Here is a 22,527-nt window from a genome sequence, read left to right as displayed (position 1 = left end):
TGCTCAGTGCTTATTCCGTTGCGGCAGAACTCACGTGATTCCGGCGAACGATGAATTCGTTCTCTTCGACATCAAGCGCAACACGTTCTCCTTTTTGGATATCGCCTGCGAGCAATGCTTCTGACAACCGGTCTTCCGCTTCCCGTTGAAGGGCACGACGGATTGGACGTGCGCCGTACTCTGGATCGTACCCGATATCAGCGATCTTCGAGAGGGCAGCTGGTGTCAATTCGAAATGAATTTCCTGTTCAGCCAAACGTTTTTCAAGGGTTTTCGCCATCAACTTCACGATCTCTTCGATGTGTTGTTTCTCGAGTGAGTGGAAGACGATCGTTTCATCAATCCGGTTCAAGAACTCTGGACGGAATGCCCGTTTGAGTTCTTCCATGACTTTATCTTTCATGTCTTTGTATTCGCGATCCGTATCTTCAGAAACAGCGAATCCAACATATTTATTCCGTTTAAGGGCACTTGCACCGACGTTCGATGTCATGACGATGATCGTGTTACGGAAATCAACCGTCCGACCTTTCGAGTCTGTTAAGCGTCCATCATCAAGTACTTGCAAGAGAATGTTGAAGACTTCTGGGTGCGCCTTCTCGATTTCATCAAGTAAGATGACCGAATACGGTTTCCGGCGAACTTTTTCCGTTAATTGACCGCCTTCTTCGTAACCGACATATCCTGGCGGTGAACCGACGAGACGGCTCGTTGCATGTTTCTCCATGTACTCTGACATGTCGATCCGGATGATCGCATCCTCATCTCCGAACATCGCTTCGGCAACAGCGCGTGCGAGTTCTGTTTTACCAACCCCAGTAGGGCCGAGGAAGATGAACGAACCGATCGGACGTTTTGGATCTTTGAGTCCAGCACGTGCGCGGCGGATGGCTTTTGAAATCGATTTAACGGCTTCGTTTTGACCGATGACACGATCGTGAAGGATTTCTTCGAGACGAAGGAGACGATCCGTCTCTTCTTCCGCGATCTTCGTGACCGGTACACCTGTCCAGTTGGCAACAACTTGTGCGATGTCATCTTTTGTGACTTCAAGTTTTTCGTTGCCTTGTTTATTCTGCCATTCCTCTTTCAAACGCTCAAGTTCATCGCGTAATTTTTGTTCTGTGTCACGAAGACTTGCTGCTTTTTCAAACTCTTGGCTTTGGACAGCTTCATCCTTGTCCTTACGGATACCTTCGAGTTTTGCTTCGACTTCTTTTAAGTTCGGTGGTGCTGTATACGAGCGTAAACGAACTTTTGATGCCGCTTCATCGATCAAATCGATCGCTTTATCCGGAAGGAAACGATCCGAAATGTATCGATCCGACAATGTGACGGCTTCTTGGATTGCTTCGTCTGTGATCGTCACACGGTGGTGTGCTTCATAACGATCGCGAAGACCAAATAGGATTTGTGTTGCTTCATCCGTCGTTGGCTCTGCGACTTGGATCGGTTGGAAACGACGTTCGAGTGCCGCATCTTTTTCGATGTATTTCCGGTACTCATCAAGAGTCGTTGCTCCGATACACTGAAGTTCGCCTCGTGCGAGTGATGGTTTAAGGATGTTCGATGCATCGATCGCACCTTCTGCTCCACCCGCTCCAATCAATGTATGCAACTCATCGATGAAGAGAATGATGTTCCCCGCTTGACGAATCTCATCCATGACCTTTTTCAAACGATCTTCGAATTCACCACGGTATTTCGTACCAGCGACGAGTGTTCCCATGTCGAGTACCATGACACGTTTATTGCGTAACGTCTCCGGCACTTCGTTGTTGATGATTTGTTGAGCGAGACCTTCGACGACAGCCGTTTTACCGACCCCTGGTTCCCCGATCAAGACCGGGTTATTCTTCGTCCGGCGGCTTAAGACTTCGATGACGCGTTGAATTTCTTTCGCTCGACCGATAACTGGGTCAAGACGTGTTTCGCGCGCTTGTTGTGTCAAATCACGAGCAAGACCATCAAGTGTAGGTGTTGCGACACCTGAACCTGCTTGCGACGCGTTTGCTGTCGTTTCGCTGTTCCCGAGCAACTGGAGTACTTGCTGACGGGCTTTTGAAAGACTGATGCCTAAGTTATTCAAGACACGAGCAGCAACGCCCTCTCCTTCTCGAATCAATCCGAGCAAGAGGTGTTCTGTCCCAACGTAAGAGTGACCAAGTTTACGTGCCTCATCCATTGATAACTCGATGACCTTTTTCGCACGTGGTGTATAGTGAATCGTCGTTGCACCATCTTGTCCGCGACCGATCAATGCTTCGACTTCCATTTGAATTTTATCTGAACTGAGACCGAGTGCTGTTAAGGCTTTCGCAGCGATTCCGTCTCCTTCACGTACAAGTCCGAGTAAAATGTGTTCTGTTCCGATATTGTGGTGCCCCAACCGTACTGCCTCTTCTTGAGCAAGTGCCAATACACGTTGTGCACGTTCTGTGAATCGTCCAAACATCATTATGCAAAACCTCCTTGTGTGTGATCCCTGTTTGTCTGTTCGGTTAACATCGTCCGGATTCGTTTCGCCCGTTCGATGTCCCGTTCTCTAGATGTTAATTGTTTCCCGAAATGCTTTTGTAGAAAACCTGTTTGTAGTGATACGAGCAGTTGATGAAAAAGATTTGGAGGAAGATTGACCTCTAGTCCCAGACTATCTGCTAAGCGGACATCCGATAGTCGTTCCGTTGCTTCCCGCGCTGTAATCAGTCGAGCTGATGTCAGGATGCCATAGGAACGATATAGTCTGTCCTCTAGTTCTTCTTGATACATCTCCAATAATCCTTTTCGTGCTGCCTGTTCTGCTTCAATTAATGCTTCAACGGCAAATTGATAGTCCGTGATTAGCATATCCTCGCTTGCCCCAAGCGTCCGTTGGTTCGACAGTTGAAACATACGACCAGATGCATCGCTTCCCTCGCCGTAACGCCCACGAATCGCGAATCCAAGCTGTCGTAAGTGTTTGATATAGCCTTGAATCTGATTCGTCAGGACCAGTCCCGGTAAATGCAACATCACGGAAGCACGAAGACCTGTTCCGACGTTACTCGGACATGTCGTTAAATAACCAAGCGTGTCATCAAAAGCAATTTTAAATCGTTCACTGATCAAGCGATCGACTTGTTTTGCGATCCGAAACGCTTCTTCAAGTTGAAGTCCCGGTAATAACGTCTGAATCCGGAAATGATCCTCTTCATTGACCATGACACTGATCTGCTCATCTTCACTGATGAAGAGTCCTGTCCGTGGATGACTCGCTAACGCCGGACTGATTAGATGCTTTTCTACTAAAGCGGTTCGAGTCAGGACATCCGCCTGATCGACGCGACCAAACCGAAACCCTTTCATCCCGTTTAGTTGGCGTTCCGTCTCGTCAATGAGCGCATTGGCTTGTGCTTCTGACAACATCGTTGAGAACGGATAACGTGTCGTATTGCGCGCCAATCGGATCCGTGTCGAAACGACGATGTCGTCAAAGGGAGAAGATTGATTCATCGATTCGCTTAAAGGGTGTTGGAGCAACTCTTCAAACATGACGCAAATCCTCCTCGACACTTTCAATCTGTTGTTTTATGATTTCTGCTTCTTCATAGTCTTCTGCTAAGATTTTGCGATTGAGTTGTTCTTTCAGTCGACTGAGCTGCTGGTTCAATCGTTTTTCCACGGATTCCTCATCAGGTCGTGAGCCATAGTGTTGCGTATGACCGTGTTGGAACTGACGAACCATGCCGTCGACTTCGTCTTTAAAAAATGAATAACAAGTCGGGCAACCGACTTTACGAAGATGAAGCAATTGTTGACGGGTCATACCGCAAGACGGACACGCCGTCCCTTGATATTCACGTGCTAACTCCCGCACACAAACCGAGCATAAGAACTTCTCATCGGTTTCCGATTCTTGTGGAAGTTTGACACGGACGATTGCTTCTCGTTCGCCACATCGTTGACAACGCATCATGCATTCCTCCAATGTCCGACGACTAGAGTCGCTTCATGGTTTGAAGAAGCGTCCGCATCAAGTGGGCACGCATCCGGTGTTGATCTTCGACCGCCATTGGCAAACTCTCTTTTTGCAACAGCGATTGAATCAAAATAGCTTCCCGCCGCGTCAGTAATTGTTCGTTCATCAAACGAATCAAATAATCTTCTGCAGCTTGTTCCGTCAAATGATCATCGATCCATGAACTGACTTCATCTAATAGATCGTGACTATCGAGCACAACGATTTTTTGAATCCGAATGTATCCACCGCCACCCCGTTTACTTTCAACGAAATAACCCTTTTCGACCGTAAAACGAGTATTGATGACGTAGTTGATTTGTGATGGAACACAGTCAAAACGCTGTGCAATTTCTTGACGTTTGATTTCAATCGTCTTTTCGTCGTGTAAAATTTGCTTTAAATAGGCTTCGATGATATCTGTGATGTTTTGCATTGGCACCACCTCTCTGACCATCTTTGACTATTGTTTGATTTAATAGTAATCATCTAAAAAAAGAAATGCAACTGATAAGGCTTTTTATAAAACACAAAAAGACCGACCTGCAATCTGCAGATCGGTCAAGTGCCTGGCAACGTCCTATCCTCACAGGGGGAAGCCCCCAACTACTTTCGGCGTTCAAGTGCTTAACTTCCGTGTTCGGCATGGGAACGGGTGTGACCACTTGGCTATCGTCACCAGACGACGGGCTCGCGCCCTCAAAACTGAAGTCATCAACAAGCATCTGCTAGAACAAGGCCTCGACCGATTAGTATCACTCAGCTCCACATGTCGCCATGCTTCCACCCGTGACCTATCTACCTCATCGTCTCTGAGGGGTCTTTCTTGATTACTCAAAGGGAAATCTCATCTTGGAGGGGGCTTCATGCTTAGATGCTTTCAGCATTTATCCCGTCCGCACGTAGCTACCCAGCGATGCTCCTGGCGGAACAACTGGTACACCAGCGGTGCGTCCATCCCGGTCCTCTCGTACTAAGGACAGCTCTCCTCAAATTTCCTGCGCCCACGACGGATAGGGACCGAACTGTCTCACGACGTTCTGAACCCAGCTCGCGTACCGCTTTAATGGGCGAACAGCCCAACCCTTGGGACCTACTCCAGCCCCAGGATGCGATGAGCCGACATCGAGGTGCCAAACCTCCCCGTCGATGTGGACTCTTGGGGGAGATCAGCCTGTTATCCCCAGGGTAGCTTTTATCCGTTGAGCGATGGCCCTTCCATGCGGAACCACCGGATCACTAAGCCCGACTTTCGTCCCTGCTCGACTTGTAGGTCTCGCAGTCAAGCTCCCTTCTGCCTTTGCGCTCTACGAATGATTTCCAACCATTCTGAGGGAACCTTTGGGCGCCTCCGTTACTGTTTAGGAGGCGACCGCCCCAGTCAAACTACCCGCCTGACACGGTCCTCCAGCCGGATCACGGCTGCGAGTTAGAGACTCTATGCATGAAGGGCGGTATCCCAAGGGTGACTCCTCCGAAGCTGGCGCTCCGGGCTCGACGTCTCCCGCCTATCCTGTACATCATGCACAAAGCCTCAATATCAGGCTGTAGTAAAGCTCCATGGGGTCTTTCCGTCCTGTCGCGGGTAACCTGCATCTTCACAGGTACTATGATTTCACCGGGTCTCTCGTTGAGACAGTGCCCAAATCGTTACGCCTTTCGTGCGGGTCGGAACTTACCCGACAAGGAATTTCGCTACCTTAGGACCGTTATAGTTACGGCCGCCGTTTACTGGGGCTTCGGTTCAAAGCTTCGCTTGCGCTAACCCATCCCCTTAACCTTCCAGCACCGGGCAGGCGTCAGCCCCTATACGTCATCTTGCGATTTAGCAGAGACCTGTGTTTTTGCTAAACAGTCGTTTGGGCCTATTCACTGCGGCTCTACTCATGTAGAGCGTCCCTTCTCCCGAAGTTACGGGACCATTTTGCCGAGTTCCTTAACGAGAGTTATCCCGCGCGTCTTAGAATTCTCATCTCGCCTACCTGTGTCGGTTTACGGTACTGGCGCCTTCCCCCTCACTAGAGGCTTTTCTTGGCAGTGTGAAATCGTGACCTACGTCCCTACGGGACTCCGCATCGTTCCTTGACTTTGGTGCCTGACGGATTTGCCAATCAGACGGTCTTGAAACTTGCACATGCACTTCCATCCGCATGCGTCACTATCCTCCTGCGTCCCCCCATTGTTCAAACGGTGGATCGGCGGTACAGGAATATCAACCTGTTATCCATCGCCTACGCCTTTCGGCCTCGGCTTAGGTCCAGACTAACCCTGAGCGGACGAGCCTTCCTCAGGAAACCTTGGGCTTTCGACGGAGGGGATTCTCACCCCTCTTTTCGCTACTCACACCGGCATTCTCACTTCCAAACGCTCCACTGCTCCTTCCGGTACAGCTTCACAGCGGTTTGGAACGCTCCCCTACCATTCCTTACGGAATCCGCAGCTTCGGTGGTATGTTTAGCCCCGTTACATTTTCGGCGCGGCGCCACTCGACTAGTGAGCTATTACGCACTCTTTGAATGGTGGCTGCTTCTAAGCCAACATCCTAGCTGTCTAGGCAGCGCCACATCCTTTTCCACTTAACATACACTTTGGGACCTTAGCTGGCGGTCTGGGCTGTTTCCCTCTTGACTACGGATCTTATCACTCGCAGTCTGACTCCCGAGTATAAGTTGCTGGCATTCGGAGTTTAACTGAATTCGGTAACCCTGTGGGGGCCCCTAGTCCAATCAGTGCTCTACCTCCAGAACTCTCAACCTCGAGGCTAGCCCTAAAGCTATTTCGGGGAGAACCAGCTATCTCCAGGTTCGATTGGCATTTCACCGCTACCCACACCTCATCCCCGCACTTTTCAACGTGCGTGGGTTCGGACCTCCAGTCAGTGTTACCTGACCTTCATCCTGGACATGGGTAGATCACCTGGTTTCGGGTCTACGACAACGCACTGAACGCCCTGTTCAGACTCGCTTTCGCTACGGCTCCGCCTCATCGGCTTAACCTCGCGCGTTATCGTAACTCGCCGGTTCATTCTACAAAAGGCACGCCATCACCCGTTAACGGGCTCTGACTACTTGTAGGCATACGGTTTCAGGATCTATTTCACTCCCCTTCCGGGGTGCTTTTCACCTTTCCCTCACGGTACTGGTTCACTATCGGTCACTAGGGAGTATTTAGCCTTGGGAGATGGTCCTCCCGGATTCCGACGGGGTTTCACGTGTCCCGCCGTACTCAGGATCCACTCTGGAGGGAAAACAGTTTCAGCTACAGGGCTGTCACCTTCTTCGGCCGACCTTTCCAGGTCCTTCACCTACTGTCTTCCTTTTTGACTCCGTATAGAGTGTCCTACAACCCCGAAGAGCATGCTCTTCGGTTTGGGCTGTTCCCGTTTCGCTCGCCGCTACTCAGGGAATCGCATTTGCTTTCTCTTCCTCCGGGTACTTAGATGTTTCAGTTCCCCGGGTCTGCCTCACGCTACACTATGTATTCATGTAACATGTCCCATCCCATTACAGATGGTGGGTTCCCCCATTCGGAAATCTTCGGATCAAAGCATACTTACTGCTCCCCGAAGCATATCGCTGTTCGTCGCGTCCTTCATCGGCTCCTAGTGCCAAGGCATCCACCGTACGCCCTTCATACCTTGATCTAGCGTTGGTATTCTAAGAACACACGTCTTAAATGACATGGTTAATTAAAAGTTTGATGTCTTGTTGATGTCTTCAGTTTTCAAGGTGCGAGTGTCTCTATCGAGACTGAGAGACGAGCTCTCAAAACTGAACGATGGGCATGTCCCGTAAGGGACGTTTTCCTTAGAAAGGAGGTGATCCAGCCGCACCTTCCGATACGGCTACCTTGTTACGACTTCACCCCAATCATCTACCCCACCTTCGACGGCTGGCTCCTTGCGGTTACCTCACCGGCTTCGGGTGTTGCAAACTCTCGTGGTGTGACGGGCGGTGTGTACAAGACCCGGGAACGTATTCACCGCAGTATGCTGACCTGCGATTACTAGCGATTCCGACTTCATGCAGGCGAGTTGCAGCCTGCAATCCGAACTGGGAACGGCTTTATGGGATTGGCTCCACCTCGCGGTCTCGCTGCCCTTTGTACCGTCCATTGTAGCACGTGTGTAGCCCAACTCATAAGGGGCATGATGATTTGACGTCATCCCCACCTTCCTCCGGTTTGTCACCGGCAGTCTCCCTAGAGTGCCCAACTAAATGCTGGCAACTAAGGATAGGGGTTGCGCTCGTTGCGGGACTTAACCCAACATCTCACGACACGAGCTGACGACAACCATGCACCACCTGTCACCATTGTCCCCGAAGGGAAAACTTGATCTCTCAAGCGGTCAATGGGATGTCAAGAGTTGGTAAGGTTCTTCGCGTTGCTTCGAATTAAACCACATGCTCCACCGCTTGTGCGGGTCCCCGTCAATTCCTTTGAGTTTCAGCCTTGCGGCCGTACTCCCCAGGCGGAGTGCTTAATGCGTTAGCTTCAGCACTGAGGGGCGGAAACCCCCCAACACCTAGCACTCATCGTTTACGGCGTGGACTACCAGGGTATCTAATCCTGTTTGCTCCCCACGCTTTCGCGCCTCAGCGTCAGTTACAGACCAAAGAGTCGCCTTCGCCACTGGTGTTCCTCCACATCTCTACGCATTTCACCGCTACACGTGGAATTCCACTCTTCTCTTCTGTACTCAAGCCTTCCAGTTTCCAATGGCCCTCCCCGGTTGAGCCGGGGGCTTTCACATCAGACTTAAAAGGCCGCCTGCGCGCGCTTTACGCCCAATAATTCCGGACAACGCTTGCCACCTACGTATTACCGCGGCTGCTGGCACGTAGTTAGCCGTGGCTTTCTCGTAAGGTACCGTCAAGGTACGAGCATTACCTCTCGTACGTGTTCTTCCCTTACAACAGAGTTTTACGATCCGAAAACCTTCATCACTCACGCGGCGTTGCTCCATCAGACTTTCGTCCATTGTGGAAGATTCCCTACTGCTGCCTCCCGTAGGAGTCTGGGCCGTGTCTCAGTCCCAGTGTGGCCGATCACCCTCTCAGGTCGGCTATGCATCGTCGCCTTGGTGGGCCGTTACCCCACCAACTAGCTAATGCACCGCAAGGCCATCTCAAGGTGACGCCGAAGCGCCTTTCATCAGCGGACCATGCGGTCCGTTGAACTATCCGGTATTAGCTCCGATTTCTCGGAGTTATCCCAATCCTTGAGGCAGGTTCCTTACGTGTTACTCACCCGTCCGCCGCTCATTCCACTGCCTTCCCTCCGAAGAGTTCCGTCAGTTTCCTGCGCTCGACTTGCATGTATTAGGCACGCCGCCAGCGTTCGTCCTGAGCCAGGATCAAACTCTCCATAAAGTGTTTGACTTGCTCGTTTTTGTGACCGAAGTCACGATTGACGAAGCTTGCGCTTCATTCATGTTTGTATTCCGTAGAATACGATTTTTGCCTCATCGTTCAGTTTTCAAAGTTCGTCATAAAAATGGTGGAGCCTAGCGGGATCGAACCGCTGACCTCCTGCGTGCAAGGCAGGCGCTCTCCCAGCTGAGCTAAGGCCCCATTAAAGGGATGAAATTGAAGATGGTCGGGAAGACAGGATTCGAACCTGCGACCCCTTGGTCCCAAACCAAGTGCTCTACCAAGCTGAGCTACTTCCCGAAAATGCACCCTGAGAGATTCGAACTCCCGACCCCTTGATTCGTAGTCAAGTACTCTATCCAGCTGAGCTAAGGGTGCGGAATATAAGGATCAAACAGCAAACATCAAAATGAAAATGGTACCGAGGGCCGGAATCGAACCGGCACGGGGAAACCCCCGCAGGATTTTAAGTCCTGTGCGTCTACCAGTTCCGCCACCCCGGCAGGGATATAAAAGGTAGAACCTTCATTCATAATTGAATTCTGGTGATCATTGAAGATAAAGATGGTGCCGGCAACAGGAGTCGAACCCGCGACCTACTGATTACAAGTCAGTTGCTCTACCAGCTGAGCTACACCGGCAAGTGTAATAAAAAATGGTGGAGGATGACGGGATCGAACCGCCGACCCCCTGCTTGTAAGGCAGGTGCTCTCCCAGCTGAGCTAATCCTCCATATGTATCGCCTGGCAGCGTCCTATCCTCACAGGGGGAAGCCCCCAACTACTTTCGGCGTTCAAGTGCTTAACTTCCGTGTTCGGCATGGGAACGGGTGTGACCACTTGGCTATCGCCACCAGACATTTATTATCTTAACATTATGTTCACATAACGTCAAGACTTTTTTTCGTTTTTTTGAAAGGCTCGCGCCCTCAAAACTGAAGTCATCAACAATGCATCTGCTAGAACAAGGCCTCGACCGATTAGTATCACTCAGCTCCACATGTCGCCATGCTTCCACCCGTGACCTATCTACCTCATCGTCTCTGAGGGGTCTTTCTTGATTACTCAAAGGGAAATCTCATCTTGGAGGGGGCTTCATGCTTAGATGCTTTCAGCATTTATCCCGTCCGCACGTAGCTACCCAGCGATGCTCCTGGCGGAACAACTGGTACACCAGCGGTGCGTCCATCCCGGTCCTCTCGTACTAAGGACAGCTCTCCTCAAATTTCCTGCGCCCACGACGGATAGGGACCGAACTGTCTCACGACGTTCTGAACCCAGCTCGCGTACCGCTTTAATGGGCGAACAGCCCAACCCTTGGGACCTACTCCAGCCCCAGGATGCGATGAGCCGACATCGAGGTGCCAAACCTCCCCGTCGATGTGGACTCTTGGGGGAGATCAGCCTGTTATCCCCAGGGTAGCTTTTATCCGTTGAGCGATGGCCCTTCCATGCGGAACCACCGGATCACTAAGCCCGACTTTCGTCCCTGCTCGACTTGTAGGTCTCGCAGTCAAGCTCCCTTCTGCCTTTGCGCTCTACGAATGATTTCCAACCATTCTGAGGGAACCTTTGGGCGCCTCCGTTACTGTTTAGGAGGCGACCGCCCCAGTCAAACTACCCGCCTGACACGGTCCTCCAGCCGGATCACGGCTGCGAGTTAGAGACTCTATGCATGAAGGGCGGTATCCCAAGGGTGACTCCTCCGAAGCTGGCGCTCCGGGCTCGACGTCTCCCGCCTATCCTGTACATCATGCACAAAGCCTCAATATCAGGCTGTAGTAAAGCTCCATGGGGTCTTTCCGTCCTGTCGCGGGTAACCTGCATCTTCACAGGTACTATGATTTCACCGGGTCTCTCGTTGAGACAGTGCCCAAATCGTTACGCCTTTCGTGCGGGTCGGAACTTACCCGACAAGGAATTTCGCTACCTTAGGACCGTTATAGTTACGGCCGCCGTTTACTGGGGCTTCGGTTCAAAGCTTCGCTTGCGCTAACCCATCCCCTTAACCTTCCAGCACCGGGCAGGCGTCAGCCCCTATACGTCATCTTGCGATTTAGCAGAGACCTGTGTTTTTGCTAAACAGTCGTTTGGGCCTATTCACTGCGGCTCTACTCATGTAGAGCGTCCCTTCTCCCGAAGTTACGGGACCATTTTGCCGAGTTCCTTAACGAGAGTTATCCCGCGCGTCTTAGAATTCTCATCTCGCCTACCTGTGTCGGTTTACGGTACTGGCGCCTTCCCCCTCACTAGAGGCTTTTCTTGGCAGTGTGAAATCGTGACCTACGTCCCTACGGGACTCCGCATCGTTCCTTGACTTTGGTGCCTGACGGATTTGCCAATCAGACGGTCTTGAAACTTGCACATGCACTTCCATCCGCATGCGTCACTATCCTCCTGCGTCCCCCCATTGTTCAAACGGTGGATCGGCGGTACAGGAATATCAACCTGTTATCCATCGCCTACGCCTTTCGGCCTCGGCTTAGGTCCAGACTAACCCTGAGCGGACGAGCCTTCCTCAGGAAACCTTGGGCTTTCGACGGAGGGGATTCTCACCCCTCTTTTCGCTACTCACACCGGCATTCTCACTTCCAAACGCTCCACTGCTCCTTCCGGTACAGCTTCACAGCGGTTTGGAACGCTCCCCTACCATTCCTTACGGAATCCGCAGCTTCGGTGGTATGTTTAGCCCCGTTACATTTTCGGCGCGGCGCCACTCGACTAGTGAGCTATTACGCACTCTTTGAATGGTGGCTGCTTCTAAGCCAACATCCTAGCTGTCTAGGCAGCGCCACATCCTTTTCCACTTAACATACACTTTGGGACCTTAGCTGGCGGTCTGGGCTGTTTCCCTCTTGACTACGGATCTTATCACTCGCAGTCTGACTCCCGAGTATAAGTTGCTGGCATTCGGAGTTTAACTGAATTCGGTAACCCTGTGGGGGCCCCTAGTCCAATCAGTGCTCTACCTCCAGAACTCTCAACCTCGAGGCTAGCCCTAAAGCTATTTCGGGGAGAACCAGCTATCTCCAGGTTCGATTGGCATTTCACCGCTACCCACACCTCATCCCCGCACTTTTCAACGTGCGTGGGTTCGGACCTCCAGTCAGTGTTACCTGACCTTCATCCTGGACATGGGTAGATCACCTGGTTTCGGGTCTACGACAACGCACTGAACGCCCTGTTCAGACTCGCTTTCGCTACGGCTCCGCCTCATCGGCTTAACCTCGCGCGTTATCGTAACTCGCCGGTTCATTCTACAAAAGGCACGCCATCACCCGTTAACGGGCTCTGACTACTTGTAGGCATACGGTTTCAGGATCTATTTCACTCCCCTTCCGGGGTGCTTTTCACCTTTCCCTCACGGTACTGGTTCACTATCGGTCACTAGGGAGTATTTAGCCTTGGGAGATGGTCCTCCCGGATTCCGACGGGGTTTCACGTGTCCCGCCGTACTCAGGATCCACTCTGGAGGGAAAACAGTTTCAGCTACAGGGCTGTCACCTTCTTCGGCCGACCTTTCCAGGTCCTTCACCTACTGTCTTCCTTTTTGACTCCGTATAGAGTGTCCTACAACCCCGAAGAGCATGCTCTTCGGTTTGGGCTGTTCCCGTTTCGCTCGCCGCTACTCAGGGAATCGCATTTGCTTTCTCTTCCTCCGGGTACTTAGATGTTTCAGTTCCCCGGGTCTGCCTCACGCTACACTATGTATTCATGTAACATGTCCCATCCCATTACAGATGGTGGGTTCCCCCATTCGGAAATCTTCGGATCAAAGCATACTTACTGCTCCCCGAAGCATATCGCTGTTCGTCGCGTCCTTCATCGGCTCCTAGTGCCAAGGCATCCACCGTACGCCCTTCATACCTTGATCTAGCGTTGGTATTCTAAGAACACACGTCTTAAATGACATGGTTAATTAAAAGTTTGATGTCTTGTTGATGTCTTCAGTTTTCAAGGTGCGAGTGTCTCTATCGAGACTGAGAGACGAGCTCTCAAAACTGAACGATGGGCATGTCCCGTAAGGGACGTTTTCCTTAGAAAGGAGGTGATCCAGCCGCACCTTCCGATACGGCTACCTTGTTACGACTTCACCCCAATCATCTACCCCACCTTCGACGGCTGGCTCCTTGCGGTTACCTCACCGGCTTCGGGTGTTGCAAACTCTCGTGGTGTGACGGGCGGTGTGTACAAGACCCGGGAACGTATTCACCGCAGTATGCTGACCTGCGATTACTAGCGATTCCGACTTCATGCAGGCGAGTTGCAGCCTGCAATCCGAACTGGGAACGGCTTTATGGGATTGGCTCCACCTCGCGGTCTCGCTGCCCTTTGTACCGTCCATTGTAGCACGTGTGTAGCCCAACTCATAAGGGGCATGATGATTTGACGTCATCCCCACCTTCCTCCGGTTTGTCACCGGCAGTCTCCCTAGAGTGCCCAACTAAATGCTGGCAACTAAGGATAGGGGTTGCGCTCGTTGCGGGACTTAACCCAACATCTCACGACACGAGCTGACGACAACCATGCACCACCTGTCACCATTGTCCCCGAAGGGAAAACTTGATCTCTCAAGCGGTCAATGGGATGTCAAGAGTTGGTAAGGTTCTTCGCGTTGCTTCGAATTAAACCACATGCTCCACCGCTTGTGCGGGTCCCCGTCAATTCCTTTGAGTTTCAGCCTTGCGGCCGTACTCCCCAGGCGGAGTGCTTAATGCGTTAGCTTCAGCACTGAGGGGCGGAAACCCCCCAACACCTAGCACTCATCGTTTACGGCGTGGACTACCAGGGTATCTAATCCTGTTTGCTCCCCACGCTTTCGCGCCTCAGCGTCAGTTACAGACCAAAGAGTCGCCTTCGCCACTGGTGTTCCTCCACATCTCTACGCATTTCACCGCTACACGTGGAATTCCACTCTTCTCTTCTGTACTCAAGCCTTCCAGTTTCCAATGGCCCTCCCCGGTTGAGCCGGGGGCTTTCACATCAGACTTAAAAGGCCGCCTGCGCGCGCTTTACGCCCAATAATTCCGGACAACGCTTGCCACCTACGTATTACCGCGGCTGCTGGCACGTAGTTAGCCGTGGCTTTCTCGTAAGGTACCGTCAAGGTACGAGCATTACCTCTCGTACGTGTTCTTCCCTTACAACAGAGTTTTACGATCCGAAAACCTTCATCACTCACGCGGCGTTGCTCCATCAGACTTTCGTCCATTGTGGAAGATTCCCTACTGCTGCCTCCCGTAGGAGTCTGGGCCGTGTCTCAGTCCCAGTGTGGCCGATCACCCTCTCAGGTCGGCTATGCATCGTCGCCTTGGTGGGCCGTTACCCCACCAACTAGCTAATGCACCGCAAGGCCATCTCAAGGTGACGCCGAAGCGCCTTTCATCAGCGGACCATGCGGTCCGTTGAACTATCCGGTATTAGCTCCGATTTCTCGGAGTTATCCCAATCCTTGAGGCAGGTTCCTTACGTGTTACTCACCCGTCCGCCGCTCATTCCACTGCCTTCCCTCCGAAGAGTTCCGTCAGTTTCCTGCGCTCGACTTGCATGTATTAGGCACGCCGCCAGCGTTCGTCCTGAGCCAGGATCAAACTCTCCATAAAGTGTTTGACTTGCTCGTTTTTGTGACCGAAGTCACGATTGACGAAGCTTGCGCTTCATTCATGTTTGTATTCCGTAGAATACGATTTTTGCCTCATCGTTCAGTTTTCAAAGTTCGTCATAAAAATGGTGGAGCCTAGCGGGATCGAACCGCTGACCTCCTGCGTGCAAGGCAGGCGCTCTCCCAGCTGAGCTAAGGCCCCATTAAAGGGATGAAATTGAAGATGGTCGGGAAGACAGGATTCGAACCTGCGACCCCTTGGTCCCAAACCAAGTGCTCTACCAAGCTGAGCTACTTCCCGAAAATGCACCCTGAGAGATTCGAACTCCCGACCCCTTGATTCGTAGTCAAGTACTCTATCCAGCTGAGCTAAGGGTGCGGAATATAAGGATCAAACAGCAAACATCAAAATGAAAATGGTACCGAGGGCCGGAATCGAACCGGCACGGGGAAACCCCCGCAGGATTTTAAGTCCTGTGCGTCTACCAGTTCCGCCACCCCGGCAGGGATATAAAAGGTAGAACCTTCATTCATAATTGAATTCTGGTGATCATTGAAGATAAAGATGGTGCCGGCAACAGGAGTCGAACCCGCGACCTACTGATTACAAGTCAGTTGCTCTACCAGCTGAGCTACACCGGCAAGTGTAATAAAAAATGGTGGAGGATGACGGGATCGAACCGCCGACCCCCTGCTTGTAAGGCAGGTGCTCTCCCAGCTGAGCTAATCCTCCATATGTATCGCCTGGCAGCGTCCTATCCTCACAGGGGGAAGCCCCCAACTACTTTCGGCGTTCAAGTGCTTAACTTCCGTGTTCGGCATGGGAACGGGTGTGACCACTTGGCTATCGCCACCAGACATTTATTATCTTAACATTATGTTCACATAACGTCAAGACTTTTTTTCGTTTTTTTGAAAGGCTCGCGCCCTCAAAACTGAAGTCATCAACAATGCATCTGCTAGAACAAGGCCTCGACCGATTAGTATCACTCAGCTCCACATGTCGCCATGCTTCCACCCGTGACCTATCTACCTCATCGTCTCTGAGGGGTCTTTCTTGATTACTCAAAGGGAAATCTCATCTTGGAGGGGGCTTCATGCTTAGATGCTTTCAGCATTTATCCCGTCCGCACGTAGCTACCCAGCGATGCTCCTGGCGGAACAACTGGTACACCAGCGGTGCGTCCATCCCGGTCCTCTCGTACTAAGGACAGCTCTCCTCAAATTTCCTGCGCCCACGACGGATAGGGACCGAACTGTCTCACGACGTTCTGAACCCAGCTCGCGTACCGCTTTAATGGGCGAACAGCCCAACCCTTGGGACCTACTCCAGCCCCAGGATGCGATGAGCCGACATCGAGGTGCCAAACCTCCCCGTCGATGTGGACTCTTGGGGGAGATCAGCCTGTTATCCCCAGGGTAGCTTTTATCCGTTGAGCGATGGCCCTTCCATGCGGAACCACCGGATCACTAAGCCCGACTTTCGTCCCTGCTCGACTTGTAGGTCTCGCAGTCAAGCTCCCTTCTGCCTTTGCGCTCTACGAATGATTTCCAACCATTCTGAGGGAACCTTTGGGCGCCTCCGTTACTGTTTAGGAGGCGACCGCCCCAGTCAAACTACCCGCCTGACACGGTCCTCCAGCCGGATCACGGCTGCGAGTTAGAGACTCTATGCATGAAGGGCGGTATCCCAAGGGTGACTCCTCCGAAGCTGGCGCTCCGGGCTCGACGTCTCCCGCCTATCCTGTACATCATGCACAAAGCCTCAATATCAGGCTGTAGTAAAGCTCCATGGGGTCTTTCCGTCCTGTCGCGGGTAACCTGCATCTTCACAGGTACTATGATTTCACCGGGTCTCTCGTTGAGACAGTGCCCAAATCGTTACGCCTTTCGTGCGGGTCGGAACTTACCCGACAAGGAATTTCGCTACCTTAGGACCGTTATAGTTACGGCCGCCGTTTACTGGGGCTTCGGTTCAAAGCTTCGCTTGCGCTAACCCATCCCCTTAACCTTCCAGCACCGGGCAGGCGTCAGCCCCTATACGTCATCTTGCGATTTAGCAGAGACCTGTGTTTTTGCTAAACAGTCGTTTGGGCCTATTCACTGCGGCTCTACTCATGTAGAGCGTCCCTTCTCCCGAAGTTACGGGACCATTTTGCCGAGTTCCTTAACGAGAGTTATCCCGCGCGTCTTAGAATTCTCATCTCGCCTACCTGTGTCGGTTTACGGTACTGGCGCCTTCCCCCTCACTAGAGGCTTTTCTTGGCAGTGTGAAATCGTGACCTACGTCCCTACGGGACTCCGCATCGTTCCTTGACTTTGGTGCCTGACGGATTTGCCAATCAGACGGTCTTGAAACTTGCACATGCACTTCCATCCGCATGCGTCACTATCCTCCTGCGTCCCCCCATTGTTCAAACGGTGGATCGGCGGTACAGGAATATCAACCTGTTATCCATCGCCTACGCCTTTCGGCCTCGGCTTAGGTCCAGACTAACCCTGAGCGGACGAGCCTTCCTCAGGAAACCTTGGGCTTTCGACGGAGGGGATTCTCACCCCTCTTTTCGCTACTCACACCGGCATTCTCACTTCCAAACGCTCCACTGCTCCTTCCGGTACAGCTTCACAGCGGTTTGGAACGCTCCCCTACCATTCCTTACGGAATCCGCAGCTTCGGTGGTATGTTTAGCCCCGTTACATTTTCGGCGCGGCGCCACTCGACTAGTGAGCTATTACGCACTCTTTGAATGGTGGCTGCTTCTAAGCCAACATCCTAGCTGTCTAGGCAGCGCCACATCCTTTTCCACTTAACATACACTTTGGGACCTTAGCTGGCGGTCTGGGCTGTTTCCCTCTTGACTACGGATCTTATCACTCGCAGTCTGACTCCCGAGTATAAGTTGCTGGCATTCGGAGTTTAACTGAATTCGGTAACCCTGTGGGGGCCCCTAGTCCAATCAGTGCTCTACCTCCAGAACTCTCAACCTCGAGGCTAGCCCTAAAGCTATTTCGGGGAGAACCAGCTATCTCCAGGTTCGATTGGCATTTCACCGCTACCCACACCTCATCCCCGCACTTTTCAACGTGCGTGGGTTCGGACCTCCAGTCAGTGTTACCTGACCTTCATCCTGGACATGGGTAGATCACCTGGTTTCGGGTCTACGACAACGCACTGAACGCCCTGTTCAGACTCGCTTTCGCTACGGCTCCGCCTCATCGGCTTAACCTCGCGCGTTATCGTAACTCGCCGGTTCATTCTACAAAAGGCACGCCATCACCCGTTAACGGGCTCTGACTACTTGTAGGCATACGGTTTCAGGATCTATTTCACTCCCCTTCCGGGGTGCTTTTCACCTTTCCCTCACGGTACTGGTTCACTATCGGTCACTAGGGAGTATTTAGCCTTGGGAGATGGTCCTCCCGGATTCCGACGGGGTTTCACGTGTCCCGCCGTACTCAGGATCCACTCTGGAGGGAAAACAGTTTCAGCTACAGGGCTGTCACCTTCTTCGGCCGACCTTTCCAGGTCCTTCACCTACTGTCTTCCTTTTTGACTCCGTATAGAGTGTCCTACAACCCCGAAGAGCATGCTCTTCGGTTTGGGCTGTTCCCGTTTCGCTCGCCGCTACTCAGGGAATCGCATTTGCTTTCTCTTCCTCCGGGTACTTAGATGTTTCAGTTCCCCGGGTCTGCCTCACGCTACACTATGTATTCATGTAACATGTCCCATCCCATTACAGATGGTGGGTTCCCCCATTCGGAAATCTTCGGATCAAAGCATACTTACTGCTCCCCGAAGCATATCGCTGTTCGTCGCGTCCTTCATCGGCTCCTAGTGCCAAGGCATCCACCGTACGCCCTTCATACCTTGATCTAGCGTTGGTATTCTAAGAACACACGTCTTAAATGACATGGTTAATTAAAAGTTTGATGTCTTGTTGATGTCTTCAGTTTTCAAGGTGCGAGTGTCTCTATCGAGACTGAGAGACGAGCTCTCAAAACTGAACGATGGGCATGTCCCGTAAGGGACGTTTTCCTTAGAAAGGAGGTGATCCAGCCGCACCTTCCGATACGGCTACCTTGTTACGACTTCACCCCAATCATCTACCCCACCTTCGACGGCTGGCTCCTTGCGGTTACCTCACCGGCTTCGGGTGTTGCAAACTCTCGTGGTGTGACGGGCGGTGTGTACAAGACCCGGGAACGTATTCACCGCAGTATGCTGACCTGCGATTACTAGCGATTCCGACTTCATGCAGGCGAGTTGCAGCCTGCAATCCGAACTGGGAACGGCTTTATGGGATTGGCTCCACCTCGCGGTCTCGCTGCCCTTTGTACCGTCCATTGTAGCACGTGTGTAGCCCAACTCATAAGGGGCATGATGATTTGACGTCATCCCCACCTTCCTCCGGTTTGTCACCGGCAGTCTCCCTAGAGTGCCCAACTAAATGCTGGCAACTAAGGATAGGGGTTGCGCTCGTTGCGGGACTTAACCCAACATCTCACGACACGAGCTGACGACAACCATGCACCACCTGTCACCATTGTCCCCGAAGGGAAAACTTGATCTCTCAAGCGGTCAATGGGATGTCAAGAGTTGGTAAGGTTCTTCGCGTTGCTTCGAATTAAACCACATGCTCCACCGCTTGTGCGGGTCCCCGTCAATTCCTTTGAGTTTCAGCCTTGCGGCCGTACTCCCCAGGCGGAGTGCTTAATGCGTTAGCTTCAGCACTGAGGGGCGGAAACCCCCCAACACCTAGCACTCATCGTTTACGGCGTGGACTACCAGGGTATCTAATCCTGTTTGCTCCCCACGCTTTCGCGCCTCAGCGTCAGTTACAGACCAAAGAGTCGCCTTCGCCACTGGTGTTCCTCCACATCTCTACGCATTTCACCGCTACACGTGGAATTCCACTCTTCTCTTCTGTACTCAAGCCTTCCAGTTTCCAATGGCCCTCCCCGGTTGAGCCGGGGGCTTTCACATCAGACTTAAAAGGCCGCCTGCGCGCGCTTTACGCCCAATAATTCCGGACAACGCTTGCCACCTACGTATTACCGCGGCTGCTGGCACGTAGTTAGCCGTGGCTTTCTCGTAAGGTACCGTCAAGGTACGAGCATTACCTCTCGTACGTGTTCTTCCCTTACAACAGAGTTTTACGATCCGAAAACCTTCATCACTCACGCGGCGTTGCTCCATCAGACTTTCGTCCATTGTGGAAGATTCCCTACTGCTGCCTCCCGTAGGAGTCTGGGCCGTGTCTCAGTCCCAGTGTGGCCGATCACCCTCTCAGGTCGGCTATGCATCGTCGCCTTGGTGGGCCGTTACCCCACCAACTAGCTAATGCACCGCAAGGCCATCTCAAGGTGACGCCGGAGCGCCTTTCATCAGCGGACCATGCGGTCCGTTGAACTATCCGGTATTAGCTCCGATTTCTCGGAGTTATCCCAATCCTTGAGGCAGGTTCCTTACGTGTTACTCACCCGTCCGCCGCTCATTCCGCTGCCTTCCCTCCGAAGAGTTCCGTCAGTTTCCTGCGCTCGACTTGCATGTATTAGGCACGCCGCCAGCGTTCGTCCTGAGCCAGGATCAAACTCTCCATGAAGTGTTTGACTTGCTCGTTTTTGTGACCGAAGTCACGATTGACGAAGCTTGCGCTTCATTCATGTTTGTATTCCGTAGAATACGATTTTTGCCTCATCGTTCAGTTTTCAAAGTTCGTCGTGTCGTTTTCAGCAACTTTAATATCTTAACAAGTTATCAACTCGATTGTCAACAACTTTTTTGATATTTATTTTTGTGTGTCACGACCATTCGCGGCACAAGAAGTAATATACCATGGCTTTTTGAATCGTACAAGCATTTTATTAGAAAAACATTTAAAAACTTTCATTTACCCGTTTTTTGACTCGTTTATCCCTACATTGACTTCAAAAAGAACGCTCCGTTCCTTCTATAAGGTATAGAAGGAACGGAGCTCTACTCATTAATTTTGTTGATGACGCATCGTCGGGAAGAGTAACACATCACGAATCGATGGCGCATTCGTCAACAGCATGACGAGACGATCGATCCCGATTCCAAGACCACCCGTTGGCGGCATACCGTACTCGAGTGCTTCAATGAAGTCTGTATCCATTTCATGTGCTTCGTCGTTTCCTGCTTCTTTTTCGACGAGTTGTGCTTCGAAACGTTCACGTTGATCGATTGGATCGTTCAATTCCGTGAAGGCATTCGCATGCTCACGACGGACGATGAACAATTCAAAGCGATCCGTAAAACGTGGATCCTCTGGATTTTTCTTCGCCAGCGGTGATACTTCAACAGGGTGACCATAGACGAATGTTGGTTGGACTAGTGTTTCTTCTACTTTTTGTTCGAAGAACTCATTCAAGATATGTCCCGTCGTCATGTGCGACTGGACTTCAACACCGTGTTCATGTGCCAGTTCAAGAGCACGTTCGTTTGAAATCTGTTCGAAGAAGTCGACACCTGTCGCTTCTTTAACGAGATCTACCATGTGTGCTCGTTTCCAACCGACAGATAGATCGATGACGTCTTCTCCGTAAGTGACTTGTGTCGTACCGAGTACTTCTTGTGCGACGTGAGCGATCAGATTCTCTGTTAAGTTCATGATGTCTTTATAATCCGCATACGCTTCATAGAGTTCGATCATCGTGAATTCTGGGTTATGGCGTGTTGAGATTCCTTCATTACGGAACACACGACCGATTTCGTAGACTTTCTCAAGTCCACCGACGATCAAACGTTTCAAATGGAGCTCGATCGCAATCCGCATGTAAAGCGTCATGTCGAGTGCATTATGATGCGTGATGAACGGACGAGCCGATGCTCCACCCGCAATCGTGTGCAACATTGGTGTTTCGACTTCCAAGTATCCGAGGTTATCGAGATATTGACGGATTCCACGAATGACTTTACTCCGTGCGATGAATGTCTCACGTGATTCTTGGTTCGTAATAAGGTCGAGGTAACGCTGACGGTAACGTTGTTCGATATCTTTTAATCCGTGATATTTATCCGGAAGTGGACGTAACGCTTTCGTTAATAACGTAAATGCTGTGACGTGAACAGAGAGTTCACCAACATTCGTCTTGAACACGTAACCTTGGATCCCGACGATGTCACCTAAGTCACATGTCTTATAGATCTCATAGGCATCTTCACCGACATCATCTTTACGGACATACAACTGAATTTGACCTTGTACATCCTGGACGTTCGTAAAGCCAACCTTTCCTTTACGACGTGTCGTCATGACACGACCCGCGATGGCAACTTCCGGTTTCAGTTCAGCCAACTCTTCTTTTGTATGTTCACCAAATGATGCACGAATGCTCGCAGTATCCGTCGAACGTTCAAAACGTGCGCCGAATGGATCGAGACCTTGTTCACGCATGGCGTTCATCTTACCGAGACGCACCTGCATTTGATCGTTCATTTCCATATCCTGACTCACTGTCTTCACTCCTTTTAATAATGGTTCACGACGATTCTCTCGAATAAAAAGCTGCCGGAATGACCGACAGCCCTTTAGA

General features: G+C 51.5%; 5 protein-coding genes, 12 tRNA genes and 9 rRNA genes. All 26 read right to left on the bottom strand.

The genetic code is table 11. The features are described 5' to 3' along the window. Positions 1–10 precede the first annotated feature (10 nt). The 26 genes from clpC to lysS all read right to left on the bottom strand — a co-directional run bounded on the left by clpC (position 11) and on the right by lysS (position 22,436). The gene (clpC, locus tag L985_RS00580; RefSeq protein WP_023466588.1) at positions 11–2,458 is read right to left on the bottom strand and encodes an ATP-dependent protease ATP-binding subunit ClpC; all 2,448 of its coding nucleotides are present in this window, start codon (positions 2,456–2,458) and stop codon (positions 11–13) included. After that, positions 2,458–3,531 (bottom strand): ATP--guanido phosphotransferase, encoded by a 1,074-nt coding sequence (locus L985_RS00575; RefSeq protein ID WP_029343074.1) that lies wholly within the window; start codon positions 3,529–3,531, stop codon positions 2,458–2,460. Before L985_RS00575 ends, clpC begins: the two co-directional genes overlap by 1 nt. Further along, entirely contained in the window at positions 3,524–3,952 is a 429-nt protein-coding gene (locus L985_RS00570) for a hypothetical protein (RefSeq protein ID WP_029343073.1), read from the bottom strand. Before L985_RS00570 ends, L985_RS00575 begins: the two co-directional genes overlap by 8 nt. Before the next feature lie 25 nt (positions 3,953–3,977). Beyond that, complete coding sequence (locus tag L985_RS00565) at positions 3,978–4,433, bottom strand: CtsR family transcriptional regulator (protein ID WP_029343072.1); 456 nt, start codon at positions 4,431–4,433, stop codon at positions 3,978–3,980. Between the two features lie 131 nt (positions 4,434–4,564). Then, positions 4,565–4,680, bottom strand: a 5S ribosomal RNA gene (rrf, locus tag L985_RS00560). 46 nt (positions 4,681–4,726) lie between these two features. Further along, positions 4,727–7,640 (bottom strand): 23S ribosomal RNA (locus L985_RS00555). 167 nt (positions 7,641–7,807) lie between these two features. Next, positions 7,808–9,369 (bottom strand): 16S ribosomal RNA (locus tag L985_RS00550). 125 nt (positions 9,370–9,494) lie between these two features. Continuing rightward, positions 9,495–9,570: transfer RNA gene (locus L985_RS00545), tRNA-Ala, on the bottom strand. A 22-nt stretch (positions 9,571–9,592) separates the two neighbouring features. Then, positions 9,593–9,669 (bottom strand) — tRNA-Pro (locus tag L985_RS00540). A 4-nt stretch (positions 9,670–9,673) separates the two neighbouring features. Beyond that, positions 9,674–9,747, bottom strand: a tRNA-Arg gene (locus L985_RS00535). Positions 9,748–9,785: 38 nt separating this feature from the next. After that, positions 9,786–9,872: transfer RNA gene (locus L985_RS00530), tRNA-Leu, on the bottom strand. A gap of 62 nt (positions 9,873–9,934) precedes the next feature. Further along, a tRNA-Thr gene (locus L985_RS00525) sits at positions 9,935–10,010 on the bottom strand. Positions 10,011–10,025: 15 nt separating this feature from the next. Beyond that, positions 10,026–10,101 (bottom strand) — tRNA-Val (locus L985_RS00520). 9 nt (positions 10,102–10,110) lie between these two features. Then, positions 10,111–10,226: ribosomal RNA gene (gene rrf, locus L985_RS00515) — 5S ribosomal RNA — on the bottom strand. Between the two features lie 102 nt (positions 10,227–10,328). Further along, positions 10,329–13,242, bottom strand: a 23S ribosomal RNA gene (locus tag L985_RS00510). Positions 13,243–13,409: 167 nt separating this feature from the next. After that, positions 13,410–14,971, bottom strand: a 16S ribosomal RNA gene (locus L985_RS00505). A 125-nt stretch (positions 14,972–15,096) separates the two neighbouring features. Further along, positions 15,097–15,172 (bottom strand) — tRNA-Ala (locus L985_RS00500). Positions 15,173–15,194: 22 nt separating this feature from the next. Further along, a tRNA-Pro gene (locus L985_RS00495) sits at positions 15,195–15,271 on the bottom strand. A gap of 4 nt (positions 15,272–15,275) precedes the next feature. After that, positions 15,276–15,349, bottom strand: a tRNA-Arg gene (locus L985_RS00490). 38 nt (positions 15,350–15,387) lie between these two features. After that, positions 15,388–15,474 (bottom strand) — tRNA-Leu (locus L985_RS00485). Positions 15,475–15,536: 62 nt separating this feature from the next. Continuing rightward, a tRNA-Thr gene (locus L985_RS00480) sits at positions 15,537–15,612 on the bottom strand. 15 nt (positions 15,613–15,627) lie between these two features. After that, a tRNA-Val gene (locus tag L985_RS00475) sits at positions 15,628–15,703 on the bottom strand. Between the two features lie 9 nt (positions 15,704–15,712). Continuing rightward, positions 15,713–15,828: ribosomal RNA gene (rrf, locus tag L985_RS00470) — 5S ribosomal RNA — on the bottom strand. A gap of 102 nt (positions 15,829–15,930) precedes the next feature. Then, positions 15,931–18,844 (bottom strand): 23S ribosomal RNA (locus L985_RS00465). A gap of 167 nt (positions 18,845–19,011) precedes the next feature. After that, positions 19,012–20,573: ribosomal RNA gene (locus L985_RS00460) — 16S ribosomal RNA — on the bottom strand. The 16S, 23S and 5S rRNA genes sit together here with 12 tRNA genes alongside, the layout of an rRNA operon. A 381-nt stretch (positions 20,574–20,954) precedes the next feature. Continuing rightward, the gene (gene lysS / locus L985_RS00455) at positions 20,955–22,436 is read right to left on the bottom strand and encodes a lysine--tRNA ligase (protein WP_148661999.1); all 1,482 of its coding nucleotides are present in this window, start codon (positions 22,434–22,436) and stop codon (positions 20,955–20,957) included. Between the last annotated feature and the right edge of the window lie 91 nt (positions 22,437–22,527).

The sequence above is a fragment of the Exiguobacterium sp. ZWU0009 genome (genome assembly GCF_000798935.2).
GTDB classification, from domain to species: domain Bacteria; phylum Bacillota; class Bacilli; order Exiguobacteriales; family Exiguobacteriaceae; genus Exiguobacterium_A; species Exiguobacterium_A acetylicum.
The sequence above is the reverse complement of the archived record's forward strand: the minus strand, read 5'-3'. Positions and strand labels throughout refer to the sequence as shown.

Coding starts and splice junctions, on each gene's coding strand:
- clpC (WP_023466588.1), bottom strand. CDS start 2,458: ATGATGTTTGGACGATTCACAGAACGTGCACAACGTGTATTGGCACTT.
- L985_RS00575 (WP_029343074.1), bottom strand. CDS start 3,531: ATGTTTGAAGAGTTGCTCCAACACCCTTTAAGCGAATCGATGAATCAA.
- L985_RS00570 (WP_029343073.1), bottom strand. CDS start 3,952: ATGCGTTGTCAACGATGTGGCGAACGAGAAGCAATCGTCCGTGTCAAA.
- L985_RS00565 (WP_029343072.1), bottom strand. CDS start 4,433: ATGCAAAACATCACAGATATCATCGAAGCCTATTTAAAGCAAATTTTA.
- lysS (WP_148661999.1), bottom strand. CDS start 22,436: ATGGAAATGAACGATCAAATGCAGGTGCGTCTCGGTAAGATGAACGCC.